Origin of the sequence: Aeromicrobium sp. MLTX1, from assembly GCF_046452335.1 — a bacterium.
Lineage (GTDB): Bacteria > Actinomycetota > Actinomycetes > Propionibacteriales > Nocardioidaceae > Aeromicrobium.
Genome location: NZ_JBKFDN010000001.1, coordinates 322,465 through 348,707, shown reverse-complemented (window position 1 = coordinate 348,707; position 26,243 = coordinate 322,465). Strand labels below are relative to the sequence as shown.

The 26,243-nt window shown below is 71.7% G+C and carries 21 protein-coding genes; 8 read left to right on the top strand and 13 right to left on the bottom strand.

Going from position 1 to position 26,243, the window contains the following annotated elements; genetic code table 11:
• Positions 1 to 21 precede the first annotated feature (21 nt).
• Positions 22 to 1,836, top strand: coding sequence for a hypothetical protein (locus ACK99Q_RS01630; RefSeq protein ID WP_410184508.1), 1,815 nt, complete (start codon positions 22 to 24; stop codon positions 1,834 to 1,836).
• A gap of 245 nt (positions 1,837 to 2,081) precedes the next feature.
• On the opposite strand, the gene sucD is transcribed toward ACK99Q_RS01630, so the two are convergent.
• Together sucD and sucC are read right to left on the bottom strand one after the other, a co-directional pair.
• The gene (sucD, locus tag ACK99Q_RS01625; RefSeq protein WP_179426344.1) at positions 2,082 to 2,978 is read right to left on the bottom strand and encodes a succinate--CoA ligase subunit alpha; all 897 of its coding nucleotides are present in this window, start codon (positions 2,976 to 2,978) and stop codon (positions 2,082 to 2,084) included.
• A gap of 9 nt (positions 2,979 to 2,987) precedes the next feature.
• Positions 2,988 to 4,151: an ADP-forming succinate--CoA ligase subunit beta gene (sucC, locus tag ACK99Q_RS01620; RefSeq protein WP_410184507.1), complete on the bottom strand. Its 1,164-nt coding sequence runs from the start codon at positions 4,149 to 4,151 to the stop codon at positions 2,988 to 2,990.
• 280 nt (positions 4,152 to 4,431) lie between these two features.
• Between sucC and ACK99Q_RS01615 the strand changes: the two genes are divergently transcribed.
• Positions 4,432 to 5,490: a peptidoglycan DD-metalloendopeptidase family protein gene (locus ACK99Q_RS01615; protein WP_410184506.1), complete on the top strand. Its 1,059-nt coding sequence runs from the start codon at positions 4,432 to 4,434 to the stop codon at positions 5,488 to 5,490.
• A 73-nt stretch (positions 5,491 to 5,563) separates the two neighbouring features.
• Here ACK99Q_RS01615 and pcrA read toward each other — a convergent pair whose 3' ends face one another.
• Complete coding sequence (gene pcrA / locus ACK99Q_RS01610) at positions 5,564 to 7,897, bottom strand: DNA helicase PcrA (protein WP_410184505.1); 2,334 nt, start codon at positions 7,895 to 7,897, stop codon at positions 5,564 to 5,566.
• 97 nt (positions 7,898 to 7,994) lie between these two features.
• Between pcrA and ACK99Q_RS01605 the strand changes: the two genes are divergently transcribed.
• Complete coding sequence (locus ACK99Q_RS01605) at positions 7,995 to 10,130, top strand: hypothetical protein (protein WP_410184504.1); 2,136 nt, start codon at positions 7,995 to 7,997, stop codon at positions 10,128 to 10,130.
• A gap of 104 nt (positions 10,131 to 10,234) precedes the next feature.
• Here the strand turns inward: ACK99Q_RS01605 and ACK99Q_RS01600 are convergent, their stop codons facing one another.
• Both ACK99Q_RS01600 and ACK99Q_RS01595 read right to left on the bottom strand, forming a co-directional pair.
• On the bottom strand, positions 10,235 to 10,879 hold the full coding sequence (locus ACK99Q_RS01600) for a LuxR C-terminal-related transcriptional regulator (RefSeq protein WP_179426336.1): 645 nt from the start codon (positions 10,877 to 10,879) through the stop codon (positions 10,235 to 10,237).
• Positions 10,876 to 12,156 carry a PspC domain-containing protein gene (locus tag ACK99Q_RS01595; RefSeq protein ID WP_410184503.1) on the bottom strand — a complete coding sequence of 427 codons (1,281 nt, stop codon included), beginning with the start codon at positions 12,154 to 12,156 and terminating at the stop codon, positions 10,876 to 10,878. Before ACK99Q_RS01595 ends, ACK99Q_RS01600 begins: the two co-directional genes overlap by 4 nt.
• Positions 12,157 to 12,288: 132 nt before the next feature.
• Between ACK99Q_RS01595 and ACK99Q_RS01590 the strand changes: the two genes are divergently transcribed.
• Genes ACK99Q_RS01590 through ACK99Q_RS01580 form a run of 3 tightly spaced genes read left to right on the top strand, consistent with a single transcriptional unit; the run spans position 12,289 to position 13,993 of the window.
• Complete coding sequence (locus ACK99Q_RS01590) at positions 12,289 to 13,548, top strand: PspC domain-containing protein (RefSeq protein ID WP_410184502.1); 1,260 nt, start codon at positions 12,289 to 12,291, stop codon at positions 13,546 to 13,548.
• The gene (locus tag ACK99Q_RS01585) at positions 13,545 to 13,730 is read left to right on the top strand and encodes a hypothetical protein (RefSeq protein ID WP_410184501.1); all 186 of its coding nucleotides are present in this window, start codon (positions 13,545 to 13,547) and stop codon (positions 13,728 to 13,730) included. The genes ACK99Q_RS01590 and ACK99Q_RS01585 overlap by 4 nt, the downstream gene beginning before the upstream one ends.
• The gene (locus tag ACK99Q_RS01580; protein WP_179426328.1) at positions 13,727 to 13,993 is read left to right on the top strand and encodes a PspC domain-containing protein; all 267 of its coding nucleotides are present in this window, start codon (positions 13,727 to 13,729) and stop codon (positions 13,991 to 13,993) included. The genes ACK99Q_RS01585 and ACK99Q_RS01580 overlap by 4 nt, the downstream gene beginning before the upstream one ends.
• Here the strand turns inward: ACK99Q_RS01580 and ACK99Q_RS01575 are convergent.
• From ACK99Q_RS01575 to ACK99Q_RS01565, 3 genes are all read right to left on the bottom strand, one after another.
• Positions 13,911 to 14,978, bottom strand: a complete 1,068-nt coding sequence (locus ACK99Q_RS01575) for a glycerophosphodiester phosphodiesterase (RefSeq protein WP_410184500.1) — start codon at positions 14,976 to 14,978, stop codon at positions 13,911 to 13,913. The genes ACK99Q_RS01580 and ACK99Q_RS01575 overlap by 83 nt on opposite strands.
• A 26-nt stretch (positions 14,979 to 15,004) precedes the next feature.
• Complete coding sequence (locus tag ACK99Q_RS01570; protein ID WP_410184499.1) at positions 15,005 to 16,471, bottom strand: gamma-glutamyltransferase; 1,467 nt, start codon at positions 16,469 to 16,471, stop codon at positions 15,005 to 15,007.
• A gap of 105 nt (positions 16,472 to 16,576) precedes the next feature.
• On the bottom strand, positions 16,577 to 17,152 hold the full coding sequence (locus ACK99Q_RS01565) for a dihydrofolate reductase family protein (protein WP_410184498.1): 576 nt from the start codon (positions 17,150 to 17,152) through the stop codon (positions 16,577 to 16,579).
• A 98-nt stretch (positions 17,153 to 17,250) separates the two neighbouring features.
• Between ACK99Q_RS01565 and ACK99Q_RS01560 the strand changes: the two genes are divergently transcribed.
• Positions 17,251 to 18,450 carry an MFS transporter gene (locus tag ACK99Q_RS01560; protein ID WP_410184497.1) on the top strand — a complete coding sequence of 400 codons (1,200 nt, stop codon included), beginning with the start codon at positions 17,251 to 17,253 and terminating at the stop codon, positions 18,448 to 18,450.
• Between the two features lie 74 nt (positions 18,451 to 18,524).
• Here ACK99Q_RS01560 and ACK99Q_RS01555 read toward each other — a convergent pair whose 3' ends face one another.
• Genes ACK99Q_RS01555 through ACK99Q_RS01540 form a run of 4 tightly spaced genes read right to left on the bottom strand, consistent with a single transcriptional unit; the run spans position 18,525 to position 22,315 of the window.
• Positions 18,525 to 19,559, bottom strand: coding sequence for a sulfate/molybdate ABC transporter ATP-binding protein (locus ACK99Q_RS01555; RefSeq protein WP_410184496.1), 1,035 nt, complete (start codon positions 19,557 to 19,559; stop codon positions 18,525 to 18,527).
• A gap of 14 nt (positions 19,560 to 19,573) precedes the next feature.
• A complete protein-coding gene (locus ACK99Q_RS01550) occupies positions 19,574 to 20,404 on the bottom strand; it encodes a sulfate ABC transporter permease (RefSeq protein WP_410184495.1) in 831 nt (276 codons plus the stop codon).
• Positions 20,397 to 21,242 (bottom strand): sulfate ABC transporter permease subunit CysT, encoded by an 846-nt coding sequence (gene cysT, locus ACK99Q_RS01545; RefSeq protein ID WP_410184494.1) that lies wholly within the window; start codon positions 21,240 to 21,242, stop codon positions 20,397 to 20,399. The genes ACK99Q_RS01550 and cysT overlap by 8 nt, the downstream gene beginning before the upstream one ends.
• Entirely contained in the window at positions 21,239 to 22,315 is a 1,077-nt protein-coding gene (locus ACK99Q_RS01540) for a sulfate ABC transporter substrate-binding protein (RefSeq protein ID WP_410184493.1), read from the bottom strand. The genes cysT and ACK99Q_RS01540 overlap by 4 nt, the downstream gene beginning before the upstream one ends.
• Before the next feature lie 176 nt (positions 22,316 to 22,491).
• On the opposite strand from ACK99Q_RS01540, the gene ACK99Q_RS01535 reads away from it, so the two are divergent.
• On the top strand, positions 22,492 to 24,708 hold the full coding sequence (locus tag ACK99Q_RS01535) for an NADP-dependent isocitrate dehydrogenase (RefSeq protein WP_410184492.1): 2,217 nt from the start codon (positions 22,492 to 22,494) through the stop codon (positions 24,706 to 24,708).
• Between the two features lie 54 nt (positions 24,709 to 24,762).
• On the opposite strand, the gene ACK99Q_RS01530 is transcribed toward ACK99Q_RS01535, so the two are convergent.
• Positions 24,763 to 26,235 (bottom strand): DHA2 family efflux MFS transporter permease subunit, encoded by a 1,473-nt coding sequence (locus ACK99Q_RS01530; protein WP_410184491.1) that lies wholly within the window; start codon positions 26,233 to 26,235, stop codon positions 24,763 to 24,765.
• Positions 26,236 to 26,243: the final 8 nt, after the last annotated feature.

Here is a 26,243-nt window from a genome sequence, read left to right as displayed (position 1 = left end):
GGAGAGAAGGAGGAAGGCAGCATGACTCGGGTCGACGAGTTCGACGCCTTCTACGCCTCCACGCAGCGCGTGACCCTCGTCACGACGTACGCGAAGTGCGGCGATCGTGAGGTCGCACGCGAGGCGACGATCGAGGCGTACCGCCATGCATGGCGCCAGTGGTCGCGCGTCTCCACGGCCGATCCGGCATCCTTCGTGCGCGCCGAGGCGTGGAAGGTCACGGCCCTCGCCCGCGGCGCGCATCCGTTCCGCAAGCGTCGCTCCCACGACACCGATCATGCGCTCCTGGCGCAGCTGGCCGACCTCGACCAGCCCTCGCGCCGGCTGATCAGCCTCATGACGATCGCCGACGTCGACCTCGACGAGGCGGCCCGCGAGGTGGGCGTCGACGACGAGTCCGCGCTCGAGCTCGCCTCGCGCGGGTTCAGCCGGGTCGAGGAGGGTCTCGGCATCACGATCGACGAGGTCGTCGAGCGCATGCGCGCCCTCGCGGTCGTCACCGCCGGGCTCGACCTGCCGTCGCCGGGCGAGGTCCGCCGCTCGGCCACCCGCGGCGCGCGCCGCAACGCGGTCGTGCTCGTGGCCGCCGCGCTCGCCGTGGCGCTGTTCGGCGGCGCGTTCGTGGCGCAGGGAGACGCGATGGCTCGCCAGTCCTCGCTGCCCGACCGCGAGAAGATCGGCGCCGAGTCCCGCGACGTCGTGCTCGACTCGCACAACATCGGCACCGACGACCTGCTCTCCAGCGGCGAGGTCGCGAACCTCAACCCCGACGCCGCGTGGTCGGTGGAGGCCACGGACACCGACCTGGCCAACCAGACGCCGTACGCCACGTGTCCCACCACGCGCTTCGCCGACCCCGACCCGCTCAAGGTCTTCGTGCGCGCCTTCACCGACGACGCGGACGACCGCGTCGCGCAGGCGATCGAGGTGTCGCGCTCGGAGGAGGCGTCCGAGGCCGCGTTCTCGCGCCTCATCTCCTTCTACGCCGGGTGCGAGCACCCGCGCACGCGTCTCGTCGACGCCTACCGCGTCGAGCGCCCCTTCGGCGACTTCCAGATCCTTCGCCTGCAGTCCTACCGCTCGCCGGCCCGGTTCATCACCGTGGGCCTGGCGCAGTCGGGCACCCTCACCAGCACCCTCGTGCACGAGTCGCCGGGCACCGAGCGCACCGACGTGCGCCAGTTCGCGCGCGTGCTGAACGAGTCGATCAGCCGCGTCTGCGCCGACTCCGGCGGCGACTGCTCCGAGCGCTTCACCGTCACCTCGGCGCTGCCGCCGGCCGTGGGCAAGTACCCGTCGTTCCTCGGCGTCGTCGACCTGCCGCCGGTCAAGACGATCGACAGCGTCTGGAGCGCCAGCGCGCCCGCCGCGGTCACGAACCAGAACCCGACCGCCACGGTCTGCGACGACACGACCTTCACCGGCAAGTCCGTCAGCTCGGCCCAGTCGCGCGTCTTCGCGATCCCCGAGGCCGAGGTGCTGCCCGACCAGTTCGCGCTCACGCAGACGGTCGCGCGGATGTCGAGCCCGAAGGCGGCCAAGAAGTTCGTCGACGGGATCGCGAAGCGGATCGACGAGTGCGAGGACGGTGACCTGCCCGCCACCGTCGACGACGAGAAGCGCGTCCGCGGCAGCGGCTTCGCCGGCACCTCGTGGCGCGTCGGCCTCGAGATCGGCAAGGACCGCACGGTGTACTACCGCATGGGCGTCGTCCGCCGCGGTGCCGACGTCACCCAGGTGCTCTTCCCGCCCGCCGGCAAGTACGCCATCTCCGGCGGCGAGTTCCGCGCCGTCCTCAAGCGCGCCGGCGAGCGCCTCGCGTACGTCCCGGAGTGACGGTTTCCCCGGTTACGTGGGTTCGCTGTCACTGACCGGGGTGTGCGATCCCCGGTCAGTGAGGGAGAACCCCGGCCGGTGCACCGCTCGGCCCCGGCACCTCGACTGAGCGTGGTTTCCTGTCACTTCACGTGGTTCGCAAACCCCGTGAAGTGACGGTTTCCCCGCTTAACCGGGGAAACCGTCACCACGAACGACGACGCCCCCGCGAGCCGAGGCTCGCGGGGGCGTCGTGCTGACGGGTGTCAGAGACCCTGCAGGATCTCCCGCATCAGGGCGGCGGTCTCGGACGGCGTCTTGCCGACCTTGACCCCGGCGGCCTCGAGGGCCTCCTTCTTCGCCTGCGCGGTGCCCGAGGAGCCCGAGACGATGGCGCCGGCGTGGCCCATGGTCTTGCCCTCGGGAGCGGTGAAGCCCGCGACGTAGCCGACGACCGGCTTGGTCACGTGCGCCTTGATGTACTCGGCCGCACGCTCCTCGGCGTCGCCGCCGATCTCGCCGATCATCACGATCGCCTTCGTGTCGGGGTCGTTCTCGAACGCCTCGAGCGCGTCGATGTGCGTCGTGCCGATGACCGGGTCGCCGCCGATGCCGATGGCGGTGGTGAAGCCGAAGTCACGCAGCTCGAACATCATCTGGTAGGTCAGCGTGCCCGACTTGGACACGAGGCCGACCGGACCGGCGCCCGCGATGGTCGCCGGCGTGATGCCGGCGAGCGCCTGCCCGGGGCTGATGATGCCGGGGCAGTTCGGGCCGATGATGCGGGTCTTCTTGCCCTGGGCGTAGGCCCAGAACTCCGCGGTGTCCTGGACCGGGACGCCCTCGGTGATGACCACGAGCAGCCCGATCTCGGCGTCGATGGCCTCGACGACGGCGTCCTTGGTGAACGCCGGCGGGACGAACGCGACCGACACGTCGGCGCCGGTCTTCTCGATCGCCTCGGCGACCGAGCCGAACACGGGCAGCTCGACGTCGTTGCCGTCGGCGTCGACGTGCGTGACCGTGGTGCCGGCCTTGCGCGCGTTGACGCCACCGACGACGTTCGTGCCGGACTTGAGCATCAGGGCGGTGTGCTTGGTGCCCTCGCCGCCGGTGATGCCCTGGACGATGACCTTGGATTCAGAGGTGAGATAGATCGCCATGTTTCGTCCTTACGCGTTCGCGAGCTCGGCGGCCTTGTCGGCGGCACCGTCCATGGTGTCGACGAGCGTGACCAGCGGGTGGTTCAGTTCGTTGAGGATCGCGCGGCCTTCCTCGACCTTGTTGCCGTCGAGGCGCACGACGAGCGGCTTCTTGGCCTCGTCGCCCAGGATCTCCAGCGCACCCTTGATGCCGTTCGCGACCGCGTCACACGAGGTGATGCCGCCGAAGACGTTCACGAAGACGCTCTTGACCTGCGGGTCGTGGAGGATGACGTCCAGGCCGTCGGCCATGACCTGCGCCGAGGCGCCGCCGCCGATGTCCAGGAAGTTGGCGGGCTTGACGCCGCCGTGGGCCTCACCGGCGTACGCGACGACGTCGAGCGTGCTCATGACGAGCCCGGCGCCGTTGCCGATGATGCCGACCTGGCCGTCGAGCTTGACGTAGTTCAGGCCCTTCGACTTGGCCTTGACCTCGAGCGGGTCGGTGGCGTCGTTGTCCACGAACGCCTCGTGCTCGGGGTGACGGAAGTCGGCGTTCTCGTCGAGCGAGACCTTGCCGTCCAGGGCCTCCAGCTTGTCGCCCTCGAGGCGCGCCAGCGGGTTGACCTCGACGAGCGTGGCGTCCTCCTCGACGAAGACCTTCCACAGGGCCTGGATCATCTCGACGGCCTGGTCGGCCAGCTCGGCCGGGAACTTCGCGTCGGCGACGATCTCGCGGGCCTTCGCCTCGTCCACGCCGGTGCCGGCGTCGACGGGGATCTGGCGGACGGCCTCGGGGTTGGTCTTGGCGACCTCCTCGATCTCGACGCCGCCCTCGACGCTCGCGATGCACAGGTAGCTGCGGTTCGCGCGGTCGAGCAGGAAGGAGAAGTAGTACTCCTCGACGGGCGGGGTCGCCGGCGTGACGAGCACGCGGTTGACCGTGAGGCCCTTGATTTCCATGCCGAGGATGTTCGAGGCGTGCTCGAAGGCCTCGTCCGCGGTCTTGGCGATCTTCACGCCGCCCGCCTTGCCGCGGCCTCCGGCCTTGACCTGCGCCTTGATGACGGTCACGCCGCCCATCTGCTCGGCGGCGGCCTTGGCCTCCTCGGCCGTGGTGACCACGGTGCCGAGGGTCGTCGCAACGTTGTGCTTGGCGAAGAGCTCCTTCGCCTGATACTCCATCAGATCCACGGTGACGTCCTTAATGGTGGGATTCGCTGTGGTTCGGCGGGCGCCGTGGACGCGACGTCGCCGAAGCCCTCGCGACTCTACCTGCCAGCAGAGGGGTGCCTCGGCGTGGGTTGCGTAAACGTGAGTTGAAACACGGGGCCTCTCGACCGGGGTGCGGGCATGAGTTTCCTCTGCTATCCGTGTCCGAACCGTGAGTCACTTCGACAAAGGGTTGGAATCGGGACCCGGGGTTCCCCTAGACTCGGCGAGTCCGTTTGCCTGACCCCCGGAGGCTTCACGTATGGCCGAATTCGATCGCTCCCGAGCGAGCGGTCGGTCGACCCCGGATGCGCCCGAGGCACCCCGGACCGTCGGCTCCCGGCGCGCGAAGGCGCCGGTGGAGCACGACTCCGACTCGACCGTCGTCATGCAGGCCGTGAGCCCGCAGTCGACCTCGCAGACCTACAGCGTGGGCCGCCGTGCGAAGCAGCCCACCCCGGTGCCCGGCTCGCGTCGCGCGGCCGCTCCCGTCGACCGTAACCCGATTCCCGCCGCCGCGCTCCCCGAGCCGGCGACCGCCGTTCCCGCCGAGGACACCATCGTGTTCCCCGCGATCGGCGCGATCCCCGAGGGCCGCATCCCCGGCGCGCGTCGTGCGCGTCGCGCGGCCGCGGCCACGGGCCGCACCCGGCTGCTCGCCGGCGTCGCAGCCATGGTGATCGCCGCCGTCGGCTCGATCAGCGTCACGTCGCCGGGCCTGCTCGCCGGCGCCGACGCCGCGCTGGCCAAGAACTACGTCGGCGCGAACGCCACCAACGCGGTGGACGTCTCGCGCAGCTACGACCGCGAGCTCGCGATCCAGAAGCCGATGCAGGCCCAGCAGGTCCAGAAGGCGCTCGCCGAGCAGCGGGCCGGCTACGAGAAGTCGGCCGAGAAGCGCCAGGACGAGATCGTCCGCAACCAGTGGGTCATCCCGGTCGTCGGCTACCGCCTCACGGCGCGCTTCGGCCAGGGCGGCGGCTACTGGAGCAGCGGCCGTCACACCGGCCTGGACTTCGCCGGTCCGTCGGGCTCGACCCTCGTCGCGATCGCGGCCGGCACGGTCACCTCGACCGGCTACGAGGGCGCCTACGGCAACCGCACGATCATCACCCTCGCCGACGGCACCGAGATCTGGTACTGCCACCAGAGCTCGGTCTCGGTCAGCGTCGGCCAGCAGGTCGCGCCCGGTGACGTCATCGGCGCCACCGGCTCCACCGGCAACGTCACCGGCCCGCACCTGCACCTCGAGGTGCACCCGGCCGGCGGCGGTCCGGCCGACCCGTACGCGGCGCTCGTCGCCCACGGCGTCACCCCCTGACACCCGTCAGCACCCAGCGACAGACGAGAGCCCCCGGCCTGGCCGGGGGCTCTCGTCGTTCACGTCGGGATGGTCAGAGCTTCTCGAGGGGCGCGTAGCGCAGCAGGAGGCGCTTGACGCCCGCCGACCCGAAGTCGACGCTGGCCACGGAGTTCTGGCCCGTGCCCTCGACCGTGACCACGGTGCCGAGTCCGAAGCTGTCGTGGGTGACGCGGTCGCCCGGCGAGAGCGAGACGACCTCGCCCGTGGACTTCTTCCTCGAGCGCGCGGCGACCGTGGAGGTGCGGAACGAGGCCGCCGGGGTGCGCGGAGCCCACTGGGTGGGCGCGCTGGCCTCGCGCTTCCAGTCGATGAGGGTGGGCGGGATCTCGTCGAGGAACCGCGACGCCGGGTTGTACGAGGGGGCGCCCCACGCCGAGCGCACCGTGGCGCGGGTGAGGTAGAGGCGCTCACGGGCGCGGGTGATGCCGACGTAGGCCAGCCGGCGCTCTTCCTGGAGCTCGGCGGGGTCGCCGAGGGAGCGCAGGTGCGGGAAGACCCCGTCCTCGAGTCCGGTGAGGAACACGACCGGGAACTCCAGGCCCTTGGCCGTGTGCAGGGTCATCAGGGTGACGACGCCGTCGTCGGCGTCGGGCACCGAGTCGGCGTCGGCGACGAGCGCGACCTGCTCGAGGAACGCGTCGAGCGAGCCCGCCGCCAGCACGACACCGTCGTCGGGCTCCTCGCCCTCGTCGAGGGTGGCGGCCGAGGCGACGAACTCGCGCGCCACGGCGACGAGCTCGGCGAGGTTCTCCACGCGGGTCTCGTCCTGCGGGTCGGTGCTGTTCTCCAGCACGGTGAGGTAGCCCGACTTGGTCAGGGCGGCCTCGAGCACGGCGTCGGCAGGGGCGCCGGACGCGGCGAGCTCCATCAGCTCGGACATGACCTGCGCGAAGGAGGAGATCGAGGTGCGCGAACGGGTGGCGAGCTCGTCGATCTCGTCGACCCGGGTCATCGCCTCCCAGAAGCTGACGTCGTGGCGCGAGGCGAAGCGCTCGAGAGCGCCCTCGGCCCGGTCGCCGATGCCGCGCTTGGGCTCGTTGAGCACGCGTCGCAGCGACACGGCGTCGCGCGGATTCACGAGCACGCGCAGGTAGGCCAGCGCGTCCTTGACCTCCTTGCGCTCGTAGAAGCGCACGCCGCCGACGACGCGGTAGGGCAGGCCGACGCGGATGAAGACCTCCTCGAACACGCGGCTCTGCGCGTTGGTGCGGTAGAAGACCGCCACGTCGCGGGCCGCGGCGATGCCCTGGTCGGAGAGCCGGTCGATCTCGTCGGCGATGAACTGGGCCTCGTCGCGCTCGTCGTCGCCGACGTAGCCGACCAGCAGCTCGCCGTCGCCCTCGGCGGACCACAGCTTCTTGTCCTGGCGCGCCGGGTTGCGGCTGATGACGCCGTTGGCGGCCGCGAGGATGTTCTGCGTGGAGCGGTAGTTCTGCTCGAGCAGGACGGTGTCGGCGTCGGGGAAGTCGTCCTCGAACTCGAGGATGTTGCGGATCGTGGCGCCGCGGAAGGCATAGATCGACTGGTCGGAGTCGCCCACCACCATGAGGTCGGAGTCCTCGTCGCACAGCTCCTTGATGAGGCTGTACTGGGCGTGGTTGGTGTCCTGGTACTCGTCGACCAGCACGTGCCGGAAGCGGCGGCGGTAGGTCTCGCGGACCTCGGGCCAGGCCTGGAACAGGTGGACCGTGTTCATGATGAGGTCGTCGAAGTCCATCGCGTTGGCCGCGCGCAGCCGGCGCTGGTACTCGGCGTAGCACTGCGCGTAGGTCTCGTCGGTGCCGTTCGAGGCGCGCTTGGCGGCCTCCTCGTGGTCGACGAGCTCGTTCTTGTGGTTCGAGACCCAGTTGAGGACCGCGCGCGGGTTGACCTTCTTGGGGTCGAGGTCGAGGTCCTTGACCACGAGCGTCATGAGGCGGCGCGAGTCGGCGGCGTCGTAGATGCTGAACGACGAGGTGTAGCTGAACTTCTCGGCCTCGCGGCGCAGGATCCGCACGCACGCGGAGTGGAAGGTGGAGACCCACATCATCCGCGCGCGGCCACCCACGAGGTCGGCGACGCGCTCGCGCATCTCGGCCGCGGCCTTGTTGGTGAAGGTGATGGCCAGGATCGAGCCGGGGTGGGCGCCGCGGGCCGCGATGAGCCACGCGATGCGACGGGTGAGCACGCGGGTCTTGCCCGAGCCGGCGCCGGCGACCACGAGCAGCGGGCCCCCGGTGTGCGAGACGGCCGTGCGCTGGGCGTCGTTGAGTCCCTCGAGGAGCTCGTCGGAGCGGGCGGTGCGCCGCTTCGGCGAGGGGGCGTCGGGATCGCCCGGGCCGGGACGTGGCGGACGGGCGGAGGGCACGGGGAATGGCAGGGTCATCGCAGGATCCAGCCTAGTCGCGCGCTCCGACAGCGTGGGTGGGAGTGGGCACGCCTCGAGGACGGCCATGGCGCCGCGCCGCGCTACCGTGTCCGACATGCGCCAGCGCGGAGTGGGGCTCACCGCGGCCGGCTTCGTCATCGCCATGATCCTGACCGCCGTGCTGGTCCGGGTCGACCCGGCGTCCGAGCTGCCGGGCCTCACCCAGGCCGCCCCGCGCGAGATCCCCGTCGCGGTCGTCGGCCCCGATCCCGACGCCGCCACGATGCGCGACGCGCTCAACGGGCCGAGCGAGCACGAGGTCGCCGCCCGGGTCAGCCCCTCGAAGCAGGCCGCGGAGGCGAGCCTGCGCGACCGTGCGATCAGTGCCGTGGTCGTGATGGGCGACGGCGCCGACCACGAGCTCTGGGTCGCCAGCGGCGGCGGCACGGCCGAGGCCGAGAAGGTCGAGAAGGTCGTGTCCCGCACGCTGGCCGTCAGCGGGCAGACCGTGCGCGTCGTCGACCGGATCCCCGTGGCCGAGCGCGACCCCCGCGGCGTCGGACCGTTCCGGCTCGGGACGGCGTGGGCGATCCTCGGCGTCGCGTTCGCGGCGCTGCTGGGCCTCGTGTTCGGCGCCCGGTCGGCGTCGGCGTCGCTCGTGGTGGTGCGGTTCGCGGGGCTCGCGGCCGGTGCCGTCGTCGCCGGGCTGGGCGGCGCGTTCCTCAGCGAGGTCGTGGTGCGTCGCATCGATGCACCGTTCCTCGCGCTCGCGGGCCTGGGCGCCCTCGTCGTCCTCGGGGTCGGCTCGATGACCCTCGCGTTGATCGCGTGGTTCGGCCGACTCGGGCTGGCGCTGGCGATCGTCGGCCTGGTGATCGGCATCCCCGGCGCGATCGGTGCCTGGCCGCTGACGCCGATGCCGGTGGTGTGGCCCACGCTGCTGGCCTGGCTGCCGCCCGGCGCGGCCACGTGGGCCGTCCGCGGGCTGGCGTACTTCGACGGCGTCGACGTCGAGCGGGTCCTGCTGATGATGATGCTCTGGACGATGATCGGCCTCACCGCGACCTCGGTGGCGGCCACGGCGGTCGAGCCGCGGCGGGCCCTGCGCGACCTGCACCCGTCGCTGCGCGCACATCCCGTCGGGGCCGCGATCGGCGCGTTCGTCCTCACCGGCATCCTCGTCGTGACGCCCGCGCTGCCCGCGTTCACCGCGACCGACCTCGACCCTCCCGTCACCGTCACGTGCCAGACGACCTCGACGCCGACGAACGTCAAGGAGCTCAACGAGCGCATCGAGAGCGTCAGCGACGTCGACGGCTTCGTCGGCGGCGACGTGGGCGCCAGCACGTTCCTGGCCGACGGCCGCGGGCTCTTCGTCTTCGGCGACACGGTCCGGCGGACGGACTACTCGAGCCGCACGATGGTGCGGAACTCGATGCTGATCTTCGACAAGACGTGCGCGGGTCTGGTGCAGCGCCGCGACCGCGACGCGGTGATCCCCGACCGGGCCGACGGGGTCGGGTACTGGCCGATGTCGGTGGCCGCGGTCGATCTCGGGCGCGACCTCGTCGGGGTGATGGCCCAGCGGGTCGAGCAGACCGGCGACGACCTCTTCGGGTTTCAGAACCTCGGACCCGCCGTGGCGATCTTCCAGGTCGAGCCCGGGCGGGCGCCGGTGCTCCAGCGCGTGGTCGACCTCGGCAAGGACGACCCCGACACGCGCCGGCCCGTGTGGGGCGCGGCCGCCACGGTCGTCGGCGACTCCGTCTACCTCTACGGCACCAGCCGCACGAGCGACGGCGGCTTCGGTTGGGCGGTGTCGGTCGCGAAGGCCAAGCTGGTGGACGTCGTCGACCAGTCGAAGTGGCGCTACTGGGACGGCGAGCGGTGGCAGCGCGACGAGAAGCAGGCCGCGCAGCTCATCGGCCAGGACGACGGCGTCTCGCAGACGTTCTCGGTGTTCCGTGAGGGCAAGCGCTGGTACGCCCTGAGCAAGCGCGCGGACTTCGTCGGCACCGACCTCGTGGTCTGGACCGCGCCGGGTCCCACCGGACCGTTCACCCCGGCGCCTCCGGGGGCGAAGATCCCCTCGACGGCCTCCGAGCTGCGCTACATGCCCCTCGCGCACCCGCAGCTGTTCCCCGAGAAGGGCACGATGGTCGTCTCGGTCAGCCGCAACACCAAGGACGGCGACGTCCAGGCCGACCCGAGCCTCTACCGCCCCGAGTTCCTGCGGATCACGCTGCCCTGAGGCGACACCGGCCCCCTGCTCCACTTTTGGAACGGGTTGCACGCTTTCCGGCGCGGGAACGGTTCATCCCGCTCCAAAAGTGGAGAGAGGCGGCGGAGGGGCGGTCAGATGAGACGGCGGTCGTTGGCCCAGCGGGTCAGCTCGTGGCGGCTGGAGAGCTGGAGCTTGCGCAGCACGCTCGAGACGTGGGTCTCGACGGTCTTGACGGAGATGAAGAGCTCCTTCGCGACCTCCTTGTACGCGTAGCCGCGGGCGATGAGCCGCATGACCTCGCGCTCGCGCTCGGTGAGGCGGTCGAGGTCCTCGTCGACCTGGGCGACGGCGATCGTGCCGGCGAAGGCGTCGAGAACGAACCCGGCCAGCCGCGGGCTGAACACGGCGTCGCCGCCGGCGACCCGGTCGATCGCGTCGAGCAGCTCGGGCGCCGAGATGTTCTTGGTGACGTAGCCGCGCGCGCCGGCGCGGATCACGCCGATGACGTCCTCGGCGGCGTCGCTGACCGACAGCGCCAGGAACGTGGTGGACGCGCCCGCCCGCCGGATGACCTCGGGGCCACCCCCGCCGGGCAGGTGCACGTCGAGCAGCACGACGTCGGGACGCAGGTCGGAGATCGCGGCGACGGCGGTGTCGACGTCCTCGGCCTCGCCGACGACCTCGACGCGCCCGCTGCCGAGCCGCTCGAGCTCGGCCCGGACGCCGGTGCGGAACATCGCGTGGTCGTCGACGACCAGCACGGACAGGACGGTCATGCGCTCTCCTTGTCGCCGGGCGAGACCGGCATCGTGAGGGCGACCTCCGTGCCGTCCTCGGGGGTGCTGCGGACGCGCGCGGTGCCGCCGTGGCGCTCGGCGCGGCCGATGATCGAGTTCTTGACGCCGAGCCGGTCGCCGGGGACCGCGTCGGGGTCGAAGCCCGTGCCGCGGTCGCGGACGAAGACCTCCATGCGGTCGCCCGAGCCGTTCGAGACCCGCTCGGCGTACACGTCCACCCGGCTCGCGCCGGAGTGCTTCGCGGCGTTCACCACGGCCTCGCCGGTGGCGGCGAGCAGCGCGCGGAGGCCGTCGTCGGGCGCGGCGTCGCCGACCGTGACGACCTCCACCGGGACGCGGTGGTTGGCCTCGACCTCGGCGGCGAGGTCGCGCAGGGCGGTGGCGAAGGTGGCGGTGTCGTCCTGACGGCCGTAGAGCCAGTCGCGCAGCTCGCGCTCCTGGCGGCGGGCCAGCGTGGCCACGGTGGCGGGGTCGTCGGCGTTCTTCTGCAGCAGGGCCAGGGTCTGGAGCACGGAGTCGTGCAGGTGGGCGGCCACGTCGGCGCGCTCCTGCGAGCGGATGCGCTCGCGCCGCTCGGCGCCGAGGTCGGTCCAGAGGCCGAGGATCCACGGCCCGAGGATCAGGCTCAGGCCGACGACGGCGATAGCCAGCGCGGCGAAGAAGTCCACGGCCGCGGACCAGCCGCGGTTGACGGTGAGGATGTAGATCGCGCCGAGGCCGATGAACGCCAGGCCCACGAGCAGTCGCATCGCGAACGCGGGCCCCTCGGTCTGGCGCAGCCACGAGTTCCACGCGGCGTCGTCGAACATCCGCCACACCACCGCGATGCCCGTGACCACCAGCAGCAGCGGCAGCATCCAGCCCTCGAGCCAGCCGCCGCCCAGCGCGATGAGCCCCAGGACGCCCAGGCCCACGGCGCCGATCGCGGCGCTCTGCACGACGTCGCGCCGCGAGGGCCCACGCGAGCCCGTGCGCAGTCCGCGACGGCGCGCGGACTCCAGGCCGGGGGAGCCGTCGACCGGGGCCTGGAGGGGCAGGAACCACCACAGCAGCAGGTAGGCCAGCAGGCCCGTGCCGTGCAGGAACGTGGCCAGGACGAAGCCCACCCGCACCCACACCACCGGCAGCCGCAGGTGCTCGGCCAGTCCGGCGCTCACGCCCGCGACGACGCGCGCGTCCACCGGGCGGTAGGCCCGGCGGAACCCGTCGGCCGAGCGGCGGGTGCCGCCGGCGGCGTCGGGCGCAGCGGTCGTCATGGGACCACCCTCACACGCGGGCGCGCGCAGGCGCCATCAGGTGCGACCCCGGTCCGCTCCGGAGGCGCCTCGGGGGAGGACCAGGGGTTCACCCGATGGTGGCGGACCCCGACCCCCGGGCAGGCTGGAGCCATGACCACACCGACCTCCGGCTCGCAGCTCGACGCGATGCGGCGCACCACGGGAGACAAGCTGCTCGGCGGCGTTTCCGGCGGCATCGCCCGCGCGCTCGACATCGACCCCGTCATCGTGCGGATCGGCTTCGTCGTCCTCACGGTCGCCGGGTTCGCCGGGCCGATCCTCTACCTCGCCGGCTGGCTGCTGATCCCCGCCGAGGGGTCCGAGCGCAGCGTCCTCGGCCAGGCCCTCGACCTCAAGTCGGACTCGCAGCTGCGCACCGTCGGGCTGATCGTGGCCGGCGTCATCGCGCTGGCCGCCGTCCTCGGCGACACCGCCTGGGGCGTCGGCGGCTGGTTCTGGTGGCCCCTGTGGATCCTCATCTGGTTCGCGCTGCCGGTCGCCGCCGTCGTGATCTGGTGGCGCCTCAAGGTGAGTCCCGGCCAGCCGAAGCCGCCGGCCTACGCGCCGCCACCGCCCTACCGGCCCGACGCGTTCACCGCCCCGGCCCCCACCGATCCCACCCCCGCCTTCTCGACAGGAGACGACGTCATGACCACCCCCGTGTCCACGGGCGACCCGGTCCTCGAGGACGAGCCGACCACCGTGCTCGACGAGCCCGGTCCGCCCGCCCCTCCGCCCGGTGCGCCGCCGGCCTCCGTCCTGCCCCCGCGGCCGCCGCGTGAGCGCTGGTCGCCCGCGCTGCTGCTGCTGACCCTCTCGGCGATCCTCGTCGCCCTGGGTGGGCTGGGCCTCTGGTCAGTCACGCAGGAGCCGGTCGACGCCGCGATCTATCCGGCCGTCGCGCTCGGCATCGTCACGGTGGGCCTGTTCGTCGGCTCGAAGGTCGGACACCCCGGCGCCCTGGTGCCGCTCGGCGTCCTGATCCTGCCCGTCCTCGCGGTCGCCTCGGTGACCCCGAACCTGTCGGCCGGCGACATCGACCTGCGGCCCGTCACGGCCGCCGCGGTCGCCGAGCCCATCGAGCAGGGCTTCGGCCGGGTGCGCGTCGACCTCACCGCGATCCAGGACCTCGAGAGCCTCTCCGGCCGTACGCTGGAGATCGACAACGGCATGGGAGAGACCACCGTGATCGTGCCCGAGGGCCTCGACGTGGACGTCGAGACGTCCCTGTCCGCCGGCGGTCGGATCGAGGTCTTCGGCCGCGTGTCCGACGGCCAGCGCCCCTCGATCGACTGGCCCTCCGCTGCCCCCGGGGCCTATCGCATCGTCATCAACGGCACGGCGGGCGAGATCGAGGTGACTCGACGATGAACACCCATCCGCTGCGCTGGGACGCGCTGGTCTTCGGCGTCCTGTTCGCCCTCGTCCTCGTGGGCTGGGCCCTGCTGACCTACGACCTCGCGAGCGTCGACGGCCTGGCCGTCGCCGGACTCGTCACCCTCATCGTCGCCGGAATCGCCGGCATCGCCCTCACCCTCAGGAGGACCTCATGAACCCGAACCAGGGCCCCAAGAAGCTCGCCCGCAGCACCACGGACAAGTGGCTCGGCGGCGTGTGCGGCGGACTGGCCGAGTACACCGGTGTGGACGCCACGCTGATCCGCATCATCACGATCGTGCTGGTCGTGGTGGGCGTGGGCACGACGCTGCTGGTCTACCTCGCCGCGTGGCTGCTCATGCCCCAGGCGCAGGCGCCCGACGTGTGGGGTCCGCCGACGACAGATGGGCCGAGCGCGCCGCCACCGCCGTCCGTGTGAAGTCCGAGAACACCCCGTCGACCCCGGCGGCGTAGAAGGCCAGCAGCTCGGCCGTCGCGTCGCCGGGGTCGGCCTCGTTCCGGCTCGTGCGCCACTGCACCGGGAGGAAGTTGTTCTCGTTGCGCATCGTCCAGACGTGGACGAACAGACCGGCCTCGTGGGCGTCGTGCACGAGGCCGGTCTCGTCGAGCAGGTTCTGGTGGCGGTCGCGGGCGATGACGAGGCTCTTGTTCGGGCCGATGCCCTGGGCGTACTCGGCCATCCTCGCCAGCTCGGCGGGCGCGGTGAGCGCCGCGTAGTCGCGCGGGTCGTACGTGGCGACGAGGTCGTAGGGGCCGCCCTTGCGCTCCATCAGCTGCACGAGAGGCAGGGGGGTGCGGTCGCGCAGCGCCTTGAGGTTCGCGGTCTCCATCGACTGGATGACAACCTTCGCGCCCTCGCGGTTGAGGCCGCGCCGGTCGAGGACCTCGAGCAGCCGGTCGTTGAGGTCGAGCCCCAGCCCGCGGAAGTAGGTGGGGTGCTTCGTCTCGACGTAGACGCCGATCGGGTCGGCGTCCGCGCCGCGCCGGGCGTTCTCGGCCTCGGCGATGTCGATGACCTCGTCGAGGGTGAGGATCGGCTCGGTCCCCTCGAGGACGAGGTTCTGCGGGCGCAGCTGCGGCAGGCGCTCGCGGGTGCGCAGCGTCCTGATCTCCTCGAGCGTGAAGTCCTCGGTGAACCAGCCCGTGAGCGGCACCCCGTCGATGAACTTCGTGGTGCGCAGGTGGGCGAACTCGGGGCGCGAGGCGACGTCGGTGGTGCCGCCGATCTCGTTCTCGTGCCGCACGACGAGCGCGCCGTCCTTCGTGGCCACGACGTCGGGCTCGATGTAGTCGGCGCCCTCCTCGATCCCCAGCAGGTACGAGGGTCGGGTGTGCTCCAGGCGCGATCCGGGGACGCCGCGGTGGGCGATGACGACGGGCTCGTCGACGAGCGAGGCGGTCATCCGGTCAGCGTAGTGGCGGGCGTCCGTCAGGACACGATGCGGACGGCGCCGTCGCGCCGGGGATCGGCCGCCGCGACGAGCGCGCCCTCGGCGGTGACGAGGGTGCCCGAGACGCCGCCGAAGTACATCGTGAGGTCGTCGGGGTCCTCGACCTTGACCTCCTCGTCCGGAGTCGCCGCGCGGTGCACGTGGATCCGCGGGTGGTCGATCGCCTCCTGCAGGCCGAGGCCGTCCTCGACGAGCCCGGTGAGCGCCTGCACGATCGCCGTGGTGATGCGGTCGGCGCCGGGCGAGCCGATCGCCAGCACGCCGCCGTCCGCGTGACGGCCCACCGTGGGCGCCATGTTCGACAGCAGGCGCGAGCCGAACGGCAGGCCGTGGAGGCCACGCGGGTTGAGCTCCTGCTCGCCGAGGCAGTTGTTGAGCCAGATGCCGGTCTCGCGGGCGATCATGCCCGAGCTGTAGCCGGACGAGATCGTCACCGCGCACGCCGTGCCCTGCGCGTCGGCGGTGGAGACGTGCGCCGTCGAGCCGGACTCGAGGGCGGCCAGGCCGTCGCGGTCCACGAGTTCGAGGAACGCGGCGGCGTCGCGCTCGAGGTCGTCGGTGTGGTCGAAGACCCGCAGCCGCTCGCCGAGCACCCGCCTCTGCACGCGGATCAGGTGCTCGGTGTCGTCCAGACCGTGGCCGGCCATGAGCCGCAGCATCGCGGCGACGCTCACGCCACCGATCGCCGGCGGCGGGTTCGTGCCGAGCGTCCAGCCCTCCATGCGGGCGGTGAGCGCGGGCCGGACCACCGGCTCGTATGCGGCGAGGTCGGTGGGGCCGAGGATGCCGCCGCGCGCGAGGACGTCGTCGGCGACGGCGTGGCCGAGCTCGCCGGTGTAGAGCTCCTGGGGGCCGTGCCGCGCGATTCGCTGGAGGGAGTCCGCGAGGTGCGGCACGACGATGTCGTGGCCGGCGACGCCGCCGTGCTGGTCGTGGACGGCCGCGTGGCTCGCCTCGTCCCAGCCGAAGATCGTCTCGTGCACGTACTCGAGGTAGTACCGCGAGGCGGCGCTGAGCCGGAAGCCGCCGCGGGCGACGTCGATCGCTGGGGCGAGCAGCTCGGCCCACGGGAGCCGGCCCCAGCGGCGGTGCGCCTCGCCGAACGCCGCGATCGCGCCGTGCGTGGCGACCGAGCCGGCGCCGACCGTCACGGTGACGCCGCCGCCGTACTCGGTGTGCACGTCCCACGTGCCCTGTCCGAGCCGGTCGGGGACGTCGCGTCCGGGCATGTCCATCCAGCCGTCGATGGTCACCGGCGCCGAGCCGTCGGGCGGCTGGATCGTCAGGAATCCACCCGCGCTCGGCGACACGAGTCCGACCTCGTTGACCATCGTCACGAACGCGGCGGCCAGGGCCGCGTCGATCGCGTTGCCGCCGGCCCGGACGATCCGCTCCGCCGCGTCCGCCGCGGCGGTGTTCGGGGCGGCGATCGCAACGCTGGTCACGGGCTCAGGCTACGGAGGTTTCCCCGGTTACGTGGGTTTGCCCTCACTGACCGGGGTTCGCAACCCCCGGGAAGTGACAGGGAACCCACGTAACCGGGGAAACCGTCACCCGCGCGAGACGGCGTAGGTGAGGTGCGCGAACTGGCCGCGGCGCTCGACGTCGGTGAGGCGGAGGCGGTCGGGGCCGAGGCGGCGGGGGAGGAGGGGGTAGCCGGCGCCGAGGGTGGCCGGGGCGACGCTGACCTGCAGCTCGTCGAGGGCGCCCGCGTCGTCGAACTGGCCCACGAGGTCGCCGCCGCCCATGACCCAGACGTCGAGGTCGCCCGCGCGCTCGCGGATCGCATCGAGGTGGTCACGGACGTCGCCCGACACGACCGTCAGGTCGGCGCCCGCGGGCACGGGCAGGTCGCGCGAGGTGAACAGGAACGCCGGCTTGCCGGACATCGCCTCCGGCCAGGCCTCGGGCTTCTCGAGCGCCTGCGTCTCGCGCAGCAGCCACTCGTACGTCGAGGAGCCCAGCACCGTGACGCCGATCGAGCCGAGGAACGCGGTGAACGCGTCGGCGTGCTCGGGGGCGTCGGGCGTCCCGCCGTCGACGGCGAAGAGCCAGGCCAGGCTGTGGTCGGGATCGGCGAGGTACCCGTCGAGGGTGGCGGCGGTGTTGAAGACGAAGCGGGTCACACCCGATGGTGACCCGCGCGGCGCGTCGACGGCAAGCAGTGACTCGCGTCGCACGGGCGTCCCGGAATCGTTCGCGCCGCGCGGGCCTTGTACCTGAGGTGACCTCGCGTACCGAACCGACCGCCCGCCACGTCGGCCTCGCCCTGCTGGCCCTGTCGCTGGGCGGCTTCGCGATCGGCACCACCGAGTTCGTCACGATGGGCCTGCTCCCCGACGTGGCCGAGAGCATCGACCGCGACATCCCGACGACCGGCCACATCATCTCGGCGTACGCGCTCGGCGTCGTCGTCGGCGCGCCGCTCATCGTCTCGCTGGCCGCACGGATGCCCAAGCGCAGCCTGCTGCTGTGGCTGCTCGGTGGACTCGCGCTCGGCAACGCGCTGACCGCCGTCGCCGAGGGCTACGTCCCGGTCATGCTCGCGCGCTTCGTCGCCGGCCTGCCGCACGGCGCCTACTTCGGCGTCGCGTCGCTCGTGGCCGCCTCCCTCGTGCCGCCGGGCCGCCGCGGTCGCGCCGTGAGCATGGTGATGATGGGCCTCTCGGCCGCGACCGTCGCCGGCGTGCCCGTGAGCGCGTGGCTGGGCCAGGCGCTCTCGTGGCGTGCGGCGTACGCCCTCGTCGTGGTCATCGCCGTGGTCGCGGCCGCGCTCGTGATCGCCTTCGTGCCGCACCTGCCGGGCGACCCGACCGCCACGATCCGCGGCGAGCTCGGCGCGCTGCGCGAGCCCGCGGTGATCGCGGCGTTCCTGACCGGCGTCGTCGGGTTCGGCGGCGTGTTCGCGATGTACAGCTACATCGCTCCGATCGTCACCGACGTCGTCGACCTGCCCTCGGCGGTCATCCCCGTCTTCCTGCTGGTCTTCGGCCTCGGCTCGGTGTCGGGCACGTGGGTCGGCGGGCACCTCGCCGACTGGGACAACGTGCGCCAGGTGGTGGGCGGCCTGCTCTTCACCGTCGTGGTGCTGCTCGCGTTCTACGAGCTCGCCACGTTCGCCCCGGCGGCGCTCGTGAGCGTCTTCCTGATGGGCGCGCTCGGCAGCGTCGTCGCCATCGGCCTGCAGATCCGCCTCATGACGGCGGCGGGCGACGCCGAGATGCTCGGTGCCGCGCTCAACCACGCGAGCCTCAACATCGCGAACGGCCTGGGTGCCTGGCTCGGCGGTCTCGTCATCGCCGCGGGCGCGGGCTACGTGGCCCCGGCGCTGGTGGGCGTCGCGCTGGCCGCCGCGGGTCTCGTGGTGTTCCTCGTCGGCCTGCGGGTCGCCCCGGTGCGCGAGCGCGTCGACGTCCACGCCTGAGGACGCATGAAGGGCGACCGGGCACGAAGCCCGGCCGCCCTCGTACTCCACCGTCCCGTGGAGACCATGACGTCTCAGCCTGAGACGTGGGTCACACTGTAACCATGAGTTGCGGCGCCGTCGAGGGCCAGTTCCGGGTCGTTCGCCGGGCGGATCGCCTGCGCGCCCTCGGTGGGCGTCAGCCACACCTCGTCGCCGTGCTGGAGGCCCAGCCCGCGCGCCTCGGCGCGGGTGACCGTGACCTGCACGGGCGGCTGCTGACCCTCGGTGGGGGTGACCTCCAGGCGCACCTCGAAGCCGATCCGCGTCGAGCGGGAGATCCGGCCGTGGACCGCGTCCGGGCGCGGCTCGAGGGCGACCTCGATGTCGTGCGGCCGGAGCTGCAGTCCGCCGAGCTGCGTCACCGGGCCGAGGAAGCTCAGCACGAAGTCGGTGGCGGGGGAGTCGTAGAGCTCGTCGGGGGAGCCGACCTGCTCGATCCGCCCGTCGTTGATGACGACGATGGAGTCGGCGACCTCGAGGGCCTCCTCCTGGTCGTGGGTCACGAAGACGGTGGTCACGTGGACCTCGTCGTGCAGGCGGCGCAGCCAGTCGCGCAGCTCCTTGCGCACCTTCGCGTCGAGCGCGCCGAAGGGCTCGTCGAGCAGCAGCACGGTGGGCTCGATCGCGAGGGCGCGGGCCAGGGCCATGCGCTGGCGCTGGCCGCCCGAGAGCTGCGAGGGCAGTCGGTCGCGGAACTGGCTGAGGTGCACCAGCTCGAGCATCTCGTCGACCTTCGCGGCGATCTCGGCCTTGGGGCGCTTGCGGATCTCCAGGCCGAACGCGATGTTCCGGGCCACGGTCATGTGCTTGAACGCGGCGTAGTGCTGGAAGACGAAGCCCACGTTGCGCTTCTGCGCCGGCAGGCGGGTGGCGTCGACGCCCTCGATCTCCACGCGACCGGAGTCGGCGTCCTCGAGGCCGGCGATGATGCGCAGCAGGGTGGACTTGCCGCCGCCGCTGGGCCCCAGCAGGGCCGTCAGCTGGCCCGTCGGGATCGACAGGTCGATGCCCTCCAGCGCGACGAAGTCGCCGAAGTTCTTGTTCACCCCAGAGATCTCGATGCTCATGGTGGCCTTTCGCTTCAGTGCCGCTCGGTGCGCGAGCGCAGGAGGGACACGACGATGATGCACAGGACGGAGACGCTGGCCAGCAGGAACGCGATCGCGTACGCGGACTCCTGCTCCCAGTTGAGGTACTTCTCCTCGACGGCGAGCGTGGCGGTGCGGGTCTCGCCGAGGATGTTGCCCGAGACGACCTTCACGGCGCCGAACTCGCCGAGCGAGCGGGCCAGGGTGAGCACGACGCCGTAGACCACGGCCCACTTGATGCCGGGCAGCGTGATGCGCCAGAAGGTCTGCCAGCCGCTGGCGCCCAGGGAGCGGGCGGCCTGCTCCTGCTCGGTGCCGATCTCCTCGAGCACCGGCACGACCTCGCGCACGACGAGCGGCAGCGCCACGAACGCCGTGGCCATGACGATGCCCGGCGTCGCGAAGATGATCTGGAATCCGGCGCTCTCCAGCGCCGGGCCGAACCAGCCGCCGCGCCCGCCGTAGACCAGCACGAGCGACAGGCCCACGACGATCGGCGAGATCGCCAGCGGCAGGTCGATCAGGGAGCCGAGCAGGCGCTGACCCGGGAACGTGGTGCGCACGAGCAGCAGCGAGATCGTGATGCCGAAGACGGTGTTGATGGCCGTGGCGATGACCGCCGCGAAGGCGGTGAGGCGCAGCGCGGCCACGGTGTCGGCGTCGGCGAAGACGGCGTTGAGCGCGTCGAAGCCGTTCTCGAACGTGTTGGTCACGACGAGCGAGACCGGCCAGGCGACCAGCAGGAACAGGTAGGCGATGACGAAGAGGCGCAGCGCGTAGGTGACCGGGCCCTTGCGGCGGCTGATGCGCTGGATGTCAGCCACGGCGAGCCACCCTCCGCTGGATGTAGTCGAGCAGCAGGATCACCCCGAGCGAGACGATGAGCAGCAGCGTCGCCACGGAGGCGGCGGCCGCCGGGTTGTCGTTCTCGATCGCGCTGAGGATGCGCACCGAGGCGACCTCGGACTCGAACGGCAGGTTGCCCGACAGCAGCACGAGCGAGCCGTACTCGCCGACGCCGCGGGCGAACGACAGGGTCGCGCCGGCGGCGATGGCGGGGGTCAGCGTCGGCAGGATGATGCGCGTGAACGTGGTGAGGCGGCTGGCGCCGAGCGAGGCCGCGGCCTCCTCGATCTCGACGTCGATCTCCTCCAGCACCGGTTGCACCGTGCGGACGACGAACGGCAGCGTGACGAAGAGGAACGCGAGGAACACCGAGGTCTCGGTGTTGGCGATGTTGATGCCCAGCGGGCTCTCGTCGTTGCCGTAGAGCGACAGGAGCACGAGGCCGGCCACGATCGTGGGCAGCGCGAACGGGATGTCGATGAGGATCTCGAGGATCCACTTGCCGGGGAAGCTGTCGCGCACGAGCACCCACGCGATCGCCGTGCCCACGACGATGTTCGTCAGGGTGACGAGCAGCGCCGACTGGATCGTCAGGCGGATGGCGTGCGCGGTCTGGGCGTTCGTGACCGCGTCCCAGAACGCGCCGACGCCGCCCTCGGTCGCGGTGGCGACGACGGCGGCGAGCGGGATCAGCACCAGCAGGCTGAACCAGGTCATGGTCACGCCCAGGCCGACGGCCGAGGCGCGGTTCAGCGAGCCGGCCGGCCGGGGGTCCCCCGGCCGGCCCGCTCGCGTCACCAGATCGGCAGAGGTCACGAGGCCGCCTTGCCGGACTTCGCGATCGCCTCGGTGACGATGCCGACGGGCTTGCCGTCCTTGCCGTCGCCGAACAGCTTGTCCTTGACCTCGCCCCAGCCGGGTCCGCCGAAGTTCTTCTCCAGCGTCAGCAGGTTGTTCACGGCGGGGTAGGGGTCCGACGCGTCGGGTGCGCCCTTGATGTCGCCGGGCTCCAGGCCGATCGCGTCGAGGTCGGCGGTGCCGGGGCTCTCGAGGTTGAGCGGACGGAAGCCGGTCAGCGCGAACTGGCGCTGGCCCTCCTCGCCGAGGACGAAGTCGAGCCAGTCCTGCGAGACGCTGCTGGACTCCTTGAGGATGGCGCCGGGGTTCTCGATCAGCAGGGTGGTGTCGGGGATGACGTACTCGAAGCCGTTGCCGTTCTGCGCGGCCAGGATGGCCTCGTTCTCGTAGGCCAGCAGGACGTCGCCGGCGCCGCCGAGGAAGCTCTGCGTGGCGTCGCGGCCGCTGTTGGTCAGCGACACGACGTTGGCGAACAGGTCGTTGACGAACTCGGTGGCCTCGGCCTCGGTGCCGCCGTTCTCGGTGACGTGGCCCCACGCGGCGAGCGCGTTCCAGCGGGCCGCGCCGGACGACGCGGGGTTGGCCGTGACGATCTCGACGCCGGGCTTCACGAGGTCGTCCCAGCCCTTGATGTTCTTGGGGTTCCCGTCGCGGACGCCCAGCACGACGATCGAGTTGGACACGATGCCCTTGTTGTCGCCGTCGTCCCAGGTCTCGTCGACGAGACCCGCGTCGACCAGGCGGTCGACGTCGGTGCCCACCGACAGGTGCACGTAGTCGGCCTTGAGACCGTCGACGACGGCGCGGCTCTGGTCACCCGAGGCGCCGTAGGAGGTCTTGAACGTCGTGCCCTCGCCGGCGTCGGTCTTGACGAACTCCTCCTGGATGTTCTTGTTGGCGGCCTCCGGAACGGCGAAGCCGACGATCGAGATCTGCTCGCCCTCGGCGGCCTCCGACCCACAGGCGGTGAGGGCGGCGGCAGCGGTCAGCAGCAGGGCCGCGGCCGCGATGGGGCGCAAGCGATGTGCCATGGGAGGTCCTCTCGGTCGGTCGGCCGCACGGTGCGGCGGGCTCGAGCAGCCAACGTAGGCGAGTGGAACGGCGTCGTGGACGTTGTTCACATTCTGGACTGACCAACTGCACAATGGGCGGTCCGATCCGGGGTGCGGCGAGCAGCGGCGACCTGCACACCCGGTAGTTTGGGGGCGTGACGGACTCGACGATCATCTACACGCACACCGACGAGGCTCCCGCCCTCGCGACCTACTCCCTCCTCCCGATCATCGAGGCGTACGCCTCGAAGGCCGGCGTGGAGGTCGAGACCCGGGACATCTCCCTGGCCGGCCGCATCATCGCGGCGGTCAGCGACCTGCTCCCCGAGGACCAGCGGGCGGCCGACGCGCTGGCCGAGCTCGGCGAGCTCGCGAAGCGCCCGGAGGCCAACATCATCAAGCTGCCGAACGTCTCGGCGTCGGTCCCGCAGCTCAAGGCGGCCATCGCCGAGCTGCGCGAGCAGGGCTACGACCTGCCCGACTACCCCGAGGACCCGCAGACCGACGAGGAGCGCGACGTCCGCGCCCGCTACGACAAGGTCAAGGGCTCGGCCGTGAACCCGGTCCTGCGCGAGGGCAACTCCGACCGCCGCGCGCCGGCCTCGGTCAAGAACTACGCCAAGGGCCACCCGCACTCGATGGGCGCCTGGAGCAGCGACTCCAAGACCGACGTCGCCACGATGGGCGTCGACGACTTCCGCTCCAACGAGAAGTCGGTGACGCTCGCGTCCGACGACACGCTGCGCATCGAGCTCGTCGGCGACGACGGCTCCACCACCGTGCTGAAGGAGTCGATCCCGGTGCTGGCCGGCGAGATCGTCGACGCCACCAGCATGAACGTCGCCGCGCTGCGCGAGTTCCTCTCCGCGCAGGTCGCGCAGGCCAAGGCCGACGACGTCCTGTTCTCGGTGCACCTCAAGGCCACGATGATGAAGGTCTCCGACCCGATCATCTTCGGTCACGTCGTGCGCGCCTTCTTCCCGAAGACCTTCGCCGAGCACGGGGCCGCGCTCGCCGAGGCGGGCCTGAGCCCCAACGACGGACTCGGCGGCATCCTCGCCGGCCTCGACCAGGTCGCCAACGGCGCCGACATCAAGGCCTCGTTCGAGGCCGAGCTGGCCGACGGCCCGCGCCTGGCCATGGTCGACTCCGACAAGGGCATCACCAACCTGCACGTGCCCAGCGACGTCATCGTCGACGCCTCGATGCCGGCCATGATCCGCACCTCGGGCCACATGTGGGGCCCGGACGGCCAGGAGGCCGACACCCTCGCGGTGATCCCCGACAGCTCGTACGCCGGCGTCTACCAGGTCGTCATCGACGACTGCAAGGCCCACGGCGCGTACGACCCGTCCACGATGGGCTCGGTGCCGAACGTCGGCCTCATGGCCCAGAAGGCCGAGGAGTACGGCTCGCACGACAAGACGTTCGAGATCCCCACGACCGGCACCGTCCGCGTCGTCAACGCCGCCGGCGACGTGCTCATCGAGCACACCGTCGCGCAGGGTGACATCTGGCGCGCCTGCCAGACCAAGGACGTCCCGGTCCGCGACTGGGTCAAGCTGGCCGTCAACCGCGCCCGCGCCACCGGCGACCCGGCCGTGTTCTGGCTCGACGAGACCCGCGCCCACGACGCGCAGCTGATCGCCAAGGTGAACGAGTACCTCGGCGAGCACGACACCGACGGCCTCGACATCCGCATCATGTCGCCGGTCGAGGCGACGAAGCTGTCGGTCGAGCGCATCCGCCAGGGCCTGGACACCATCAGCGTCACCGGCAACGTGCTGCGCGACTACAACACCGACCTGTTCCCGATCCTCGAGCTCGGCACCAGCGCCAAGATGCTGTCGGTCGTCCCGCTGATCAACGGCGGCGGCCTGTTCGAGACGGGCGCCGGCGGCTCGGCCCCCAAGCACGTGCAGCAGCTCGTCAAGGAGAACTACCTGCGCTGGGACTCGCTCGGCGAGTTCTTCGCCCTGGTGCCCAGCCTCGAGCAGTACGCCACGGCCACCGGCAACGCGAAGGCCCAGGTCCTCGCCGACGCCCTCGACCGGGCGACGGCCAGCTTCCTGGAGCACGACCGCTCGCCGGGCCGCCGGCTCGGCACGATCGACAACCGCGGCAGCCACTTCTACCTGGCCCTCTACTGGGCGCAGGAGCTGGCGCAGCAGTCCGAGGATGCCGAGCTCGCCGAGGTCTTCGGGCCGCTGGCGCAGCAGCTGGCCGACGCGGAGCAGACGATCGTCGACGAGCTCGCCGCCGTGCAGGGCCAGCCGGCCGACCTGGGCGGCTACTACCAGCCCGACCCGGAGAAGGCCGCGAAGATCATGCGACCCAGCACGACCTTCAACGAGGCGCTCGCGTCGTTCTGACGCCCACGCCACGACGGCCGCGCTCCCCGCTCGGGGGCGCGGCCGTCGTGCGTGTCAGCCCCGGTCGTGCGTGGGCTTGACGAGGAACTGGGCCACGACGAGTCCCACGAGGAACGCCAGGGCGGGCACGAGCAGCGCCTCGGCCATCGCGTCGGTGAACGGACCGCCGAGCGCGTCGGGCAGGCGCGTCGCGCCGGCGCCCTCGGCCGCCGAGCCCGTGGCCTGCGGCAGGTGGTGCGCGAGTCGCGCCGAGATTGCCGCGGCGATCGCGGCCGAGCCGAGCACGGCCCCGACCTGGCGCGTGGTGTTGTAGACGCCCGCGCCGGCGCCGGCCGAGGACATCGGCAGGTTGCGGGTGGCGGTGGAGGCCAGCGGCGCCCACAGGAACGCGTTGCCGAAGCCGAGCAGCGCGTTGAGCACGAGCAGCTGCCAGACCGGGGTGTCCGGTGCCATCACGAGCGTCGTGCCGACGATCGCGACCGCGGACGAGGCGAAGCCCACCGAGGCCAGCCAGCGCGGGTGCATCCGGTCGCTCATCCGGCCGACGACCGGCGCCATCGCGGCGGTGACCACGGCCATCGGCACGAACAGCAGGCCGGCCTGCGTGGCGTCGAAGCCCAGCACGGTCTGGGTCCAGAGCATGAACGGGAACGCCATCGCGGTGACCGAGAACGAGACGGCCGAGATGCCCAGGGTGGACACCGAGAAGTTGCGGTCGCGGAAGAGGCTCAGCGGGACGAGCGGCTCGCGCCGGTTGCGGGCCTGCCAGGCGACGAACACCGCGAGGACCACCAGTCCGGCGGCGATGAGCAGCGGCACCGAGAGCAGGCCCTCGATCTGGCCCCAGTCGTACTTCTCGCCCTCCTGGATGCCGAAGACGATGAGGAACATCGCGATGGCGCTGAGCACGACGCCGACCCAGTCGAACTGGTGGCTGTGGGTCTCCAGCGCCGGTACGAGGCGCCACGCGAGCGCGAAGCCGACGATGCCCACGGGCACGTTGATGATGAAGATCCACTCCCAGCCGGCGTTGTCGACCAGCACGCCGCCGAGGACGGGTCCGACCAGCGTGGCGACGCCGGCCGTGGCACCCCACAGCGCCATCGCTCGGCCGCGGTTGGCCGGAGGGAAGGTGCGGGTGATGACCGCCATCGTCTGCGGCGTCATCATCGAGGCGCCGAGGCCCTGCACGACGCGCGCGATGATCAGCCATTCGACCGAGTCGGTCAGGCCGCACCACAGCGAGGACAGGGTGAACACCGCCAGTCCGGTCAGGTAGACGTTCTTCGGGCCGAACCGGTCGCCCAGGCGGCCCGTGATCAGCAGCGGCACGGCGTAGGCCAGCAGGTAGGCGCTGGTGACCCAGATGACCGAGTTGTAGTCGGTGGCCAGGTCGTCGCGGATGGCCGGTGTCGCCACCGACACGATCGTGGAGTCGACCAGGATCATGAAGAAGCCGATGACCATGGCCCACAGGGCCGGCCACGGGTTGGCCGGCAGGACGCGCTCGGCGGTCGTTTCGCTCACCCGGGGAA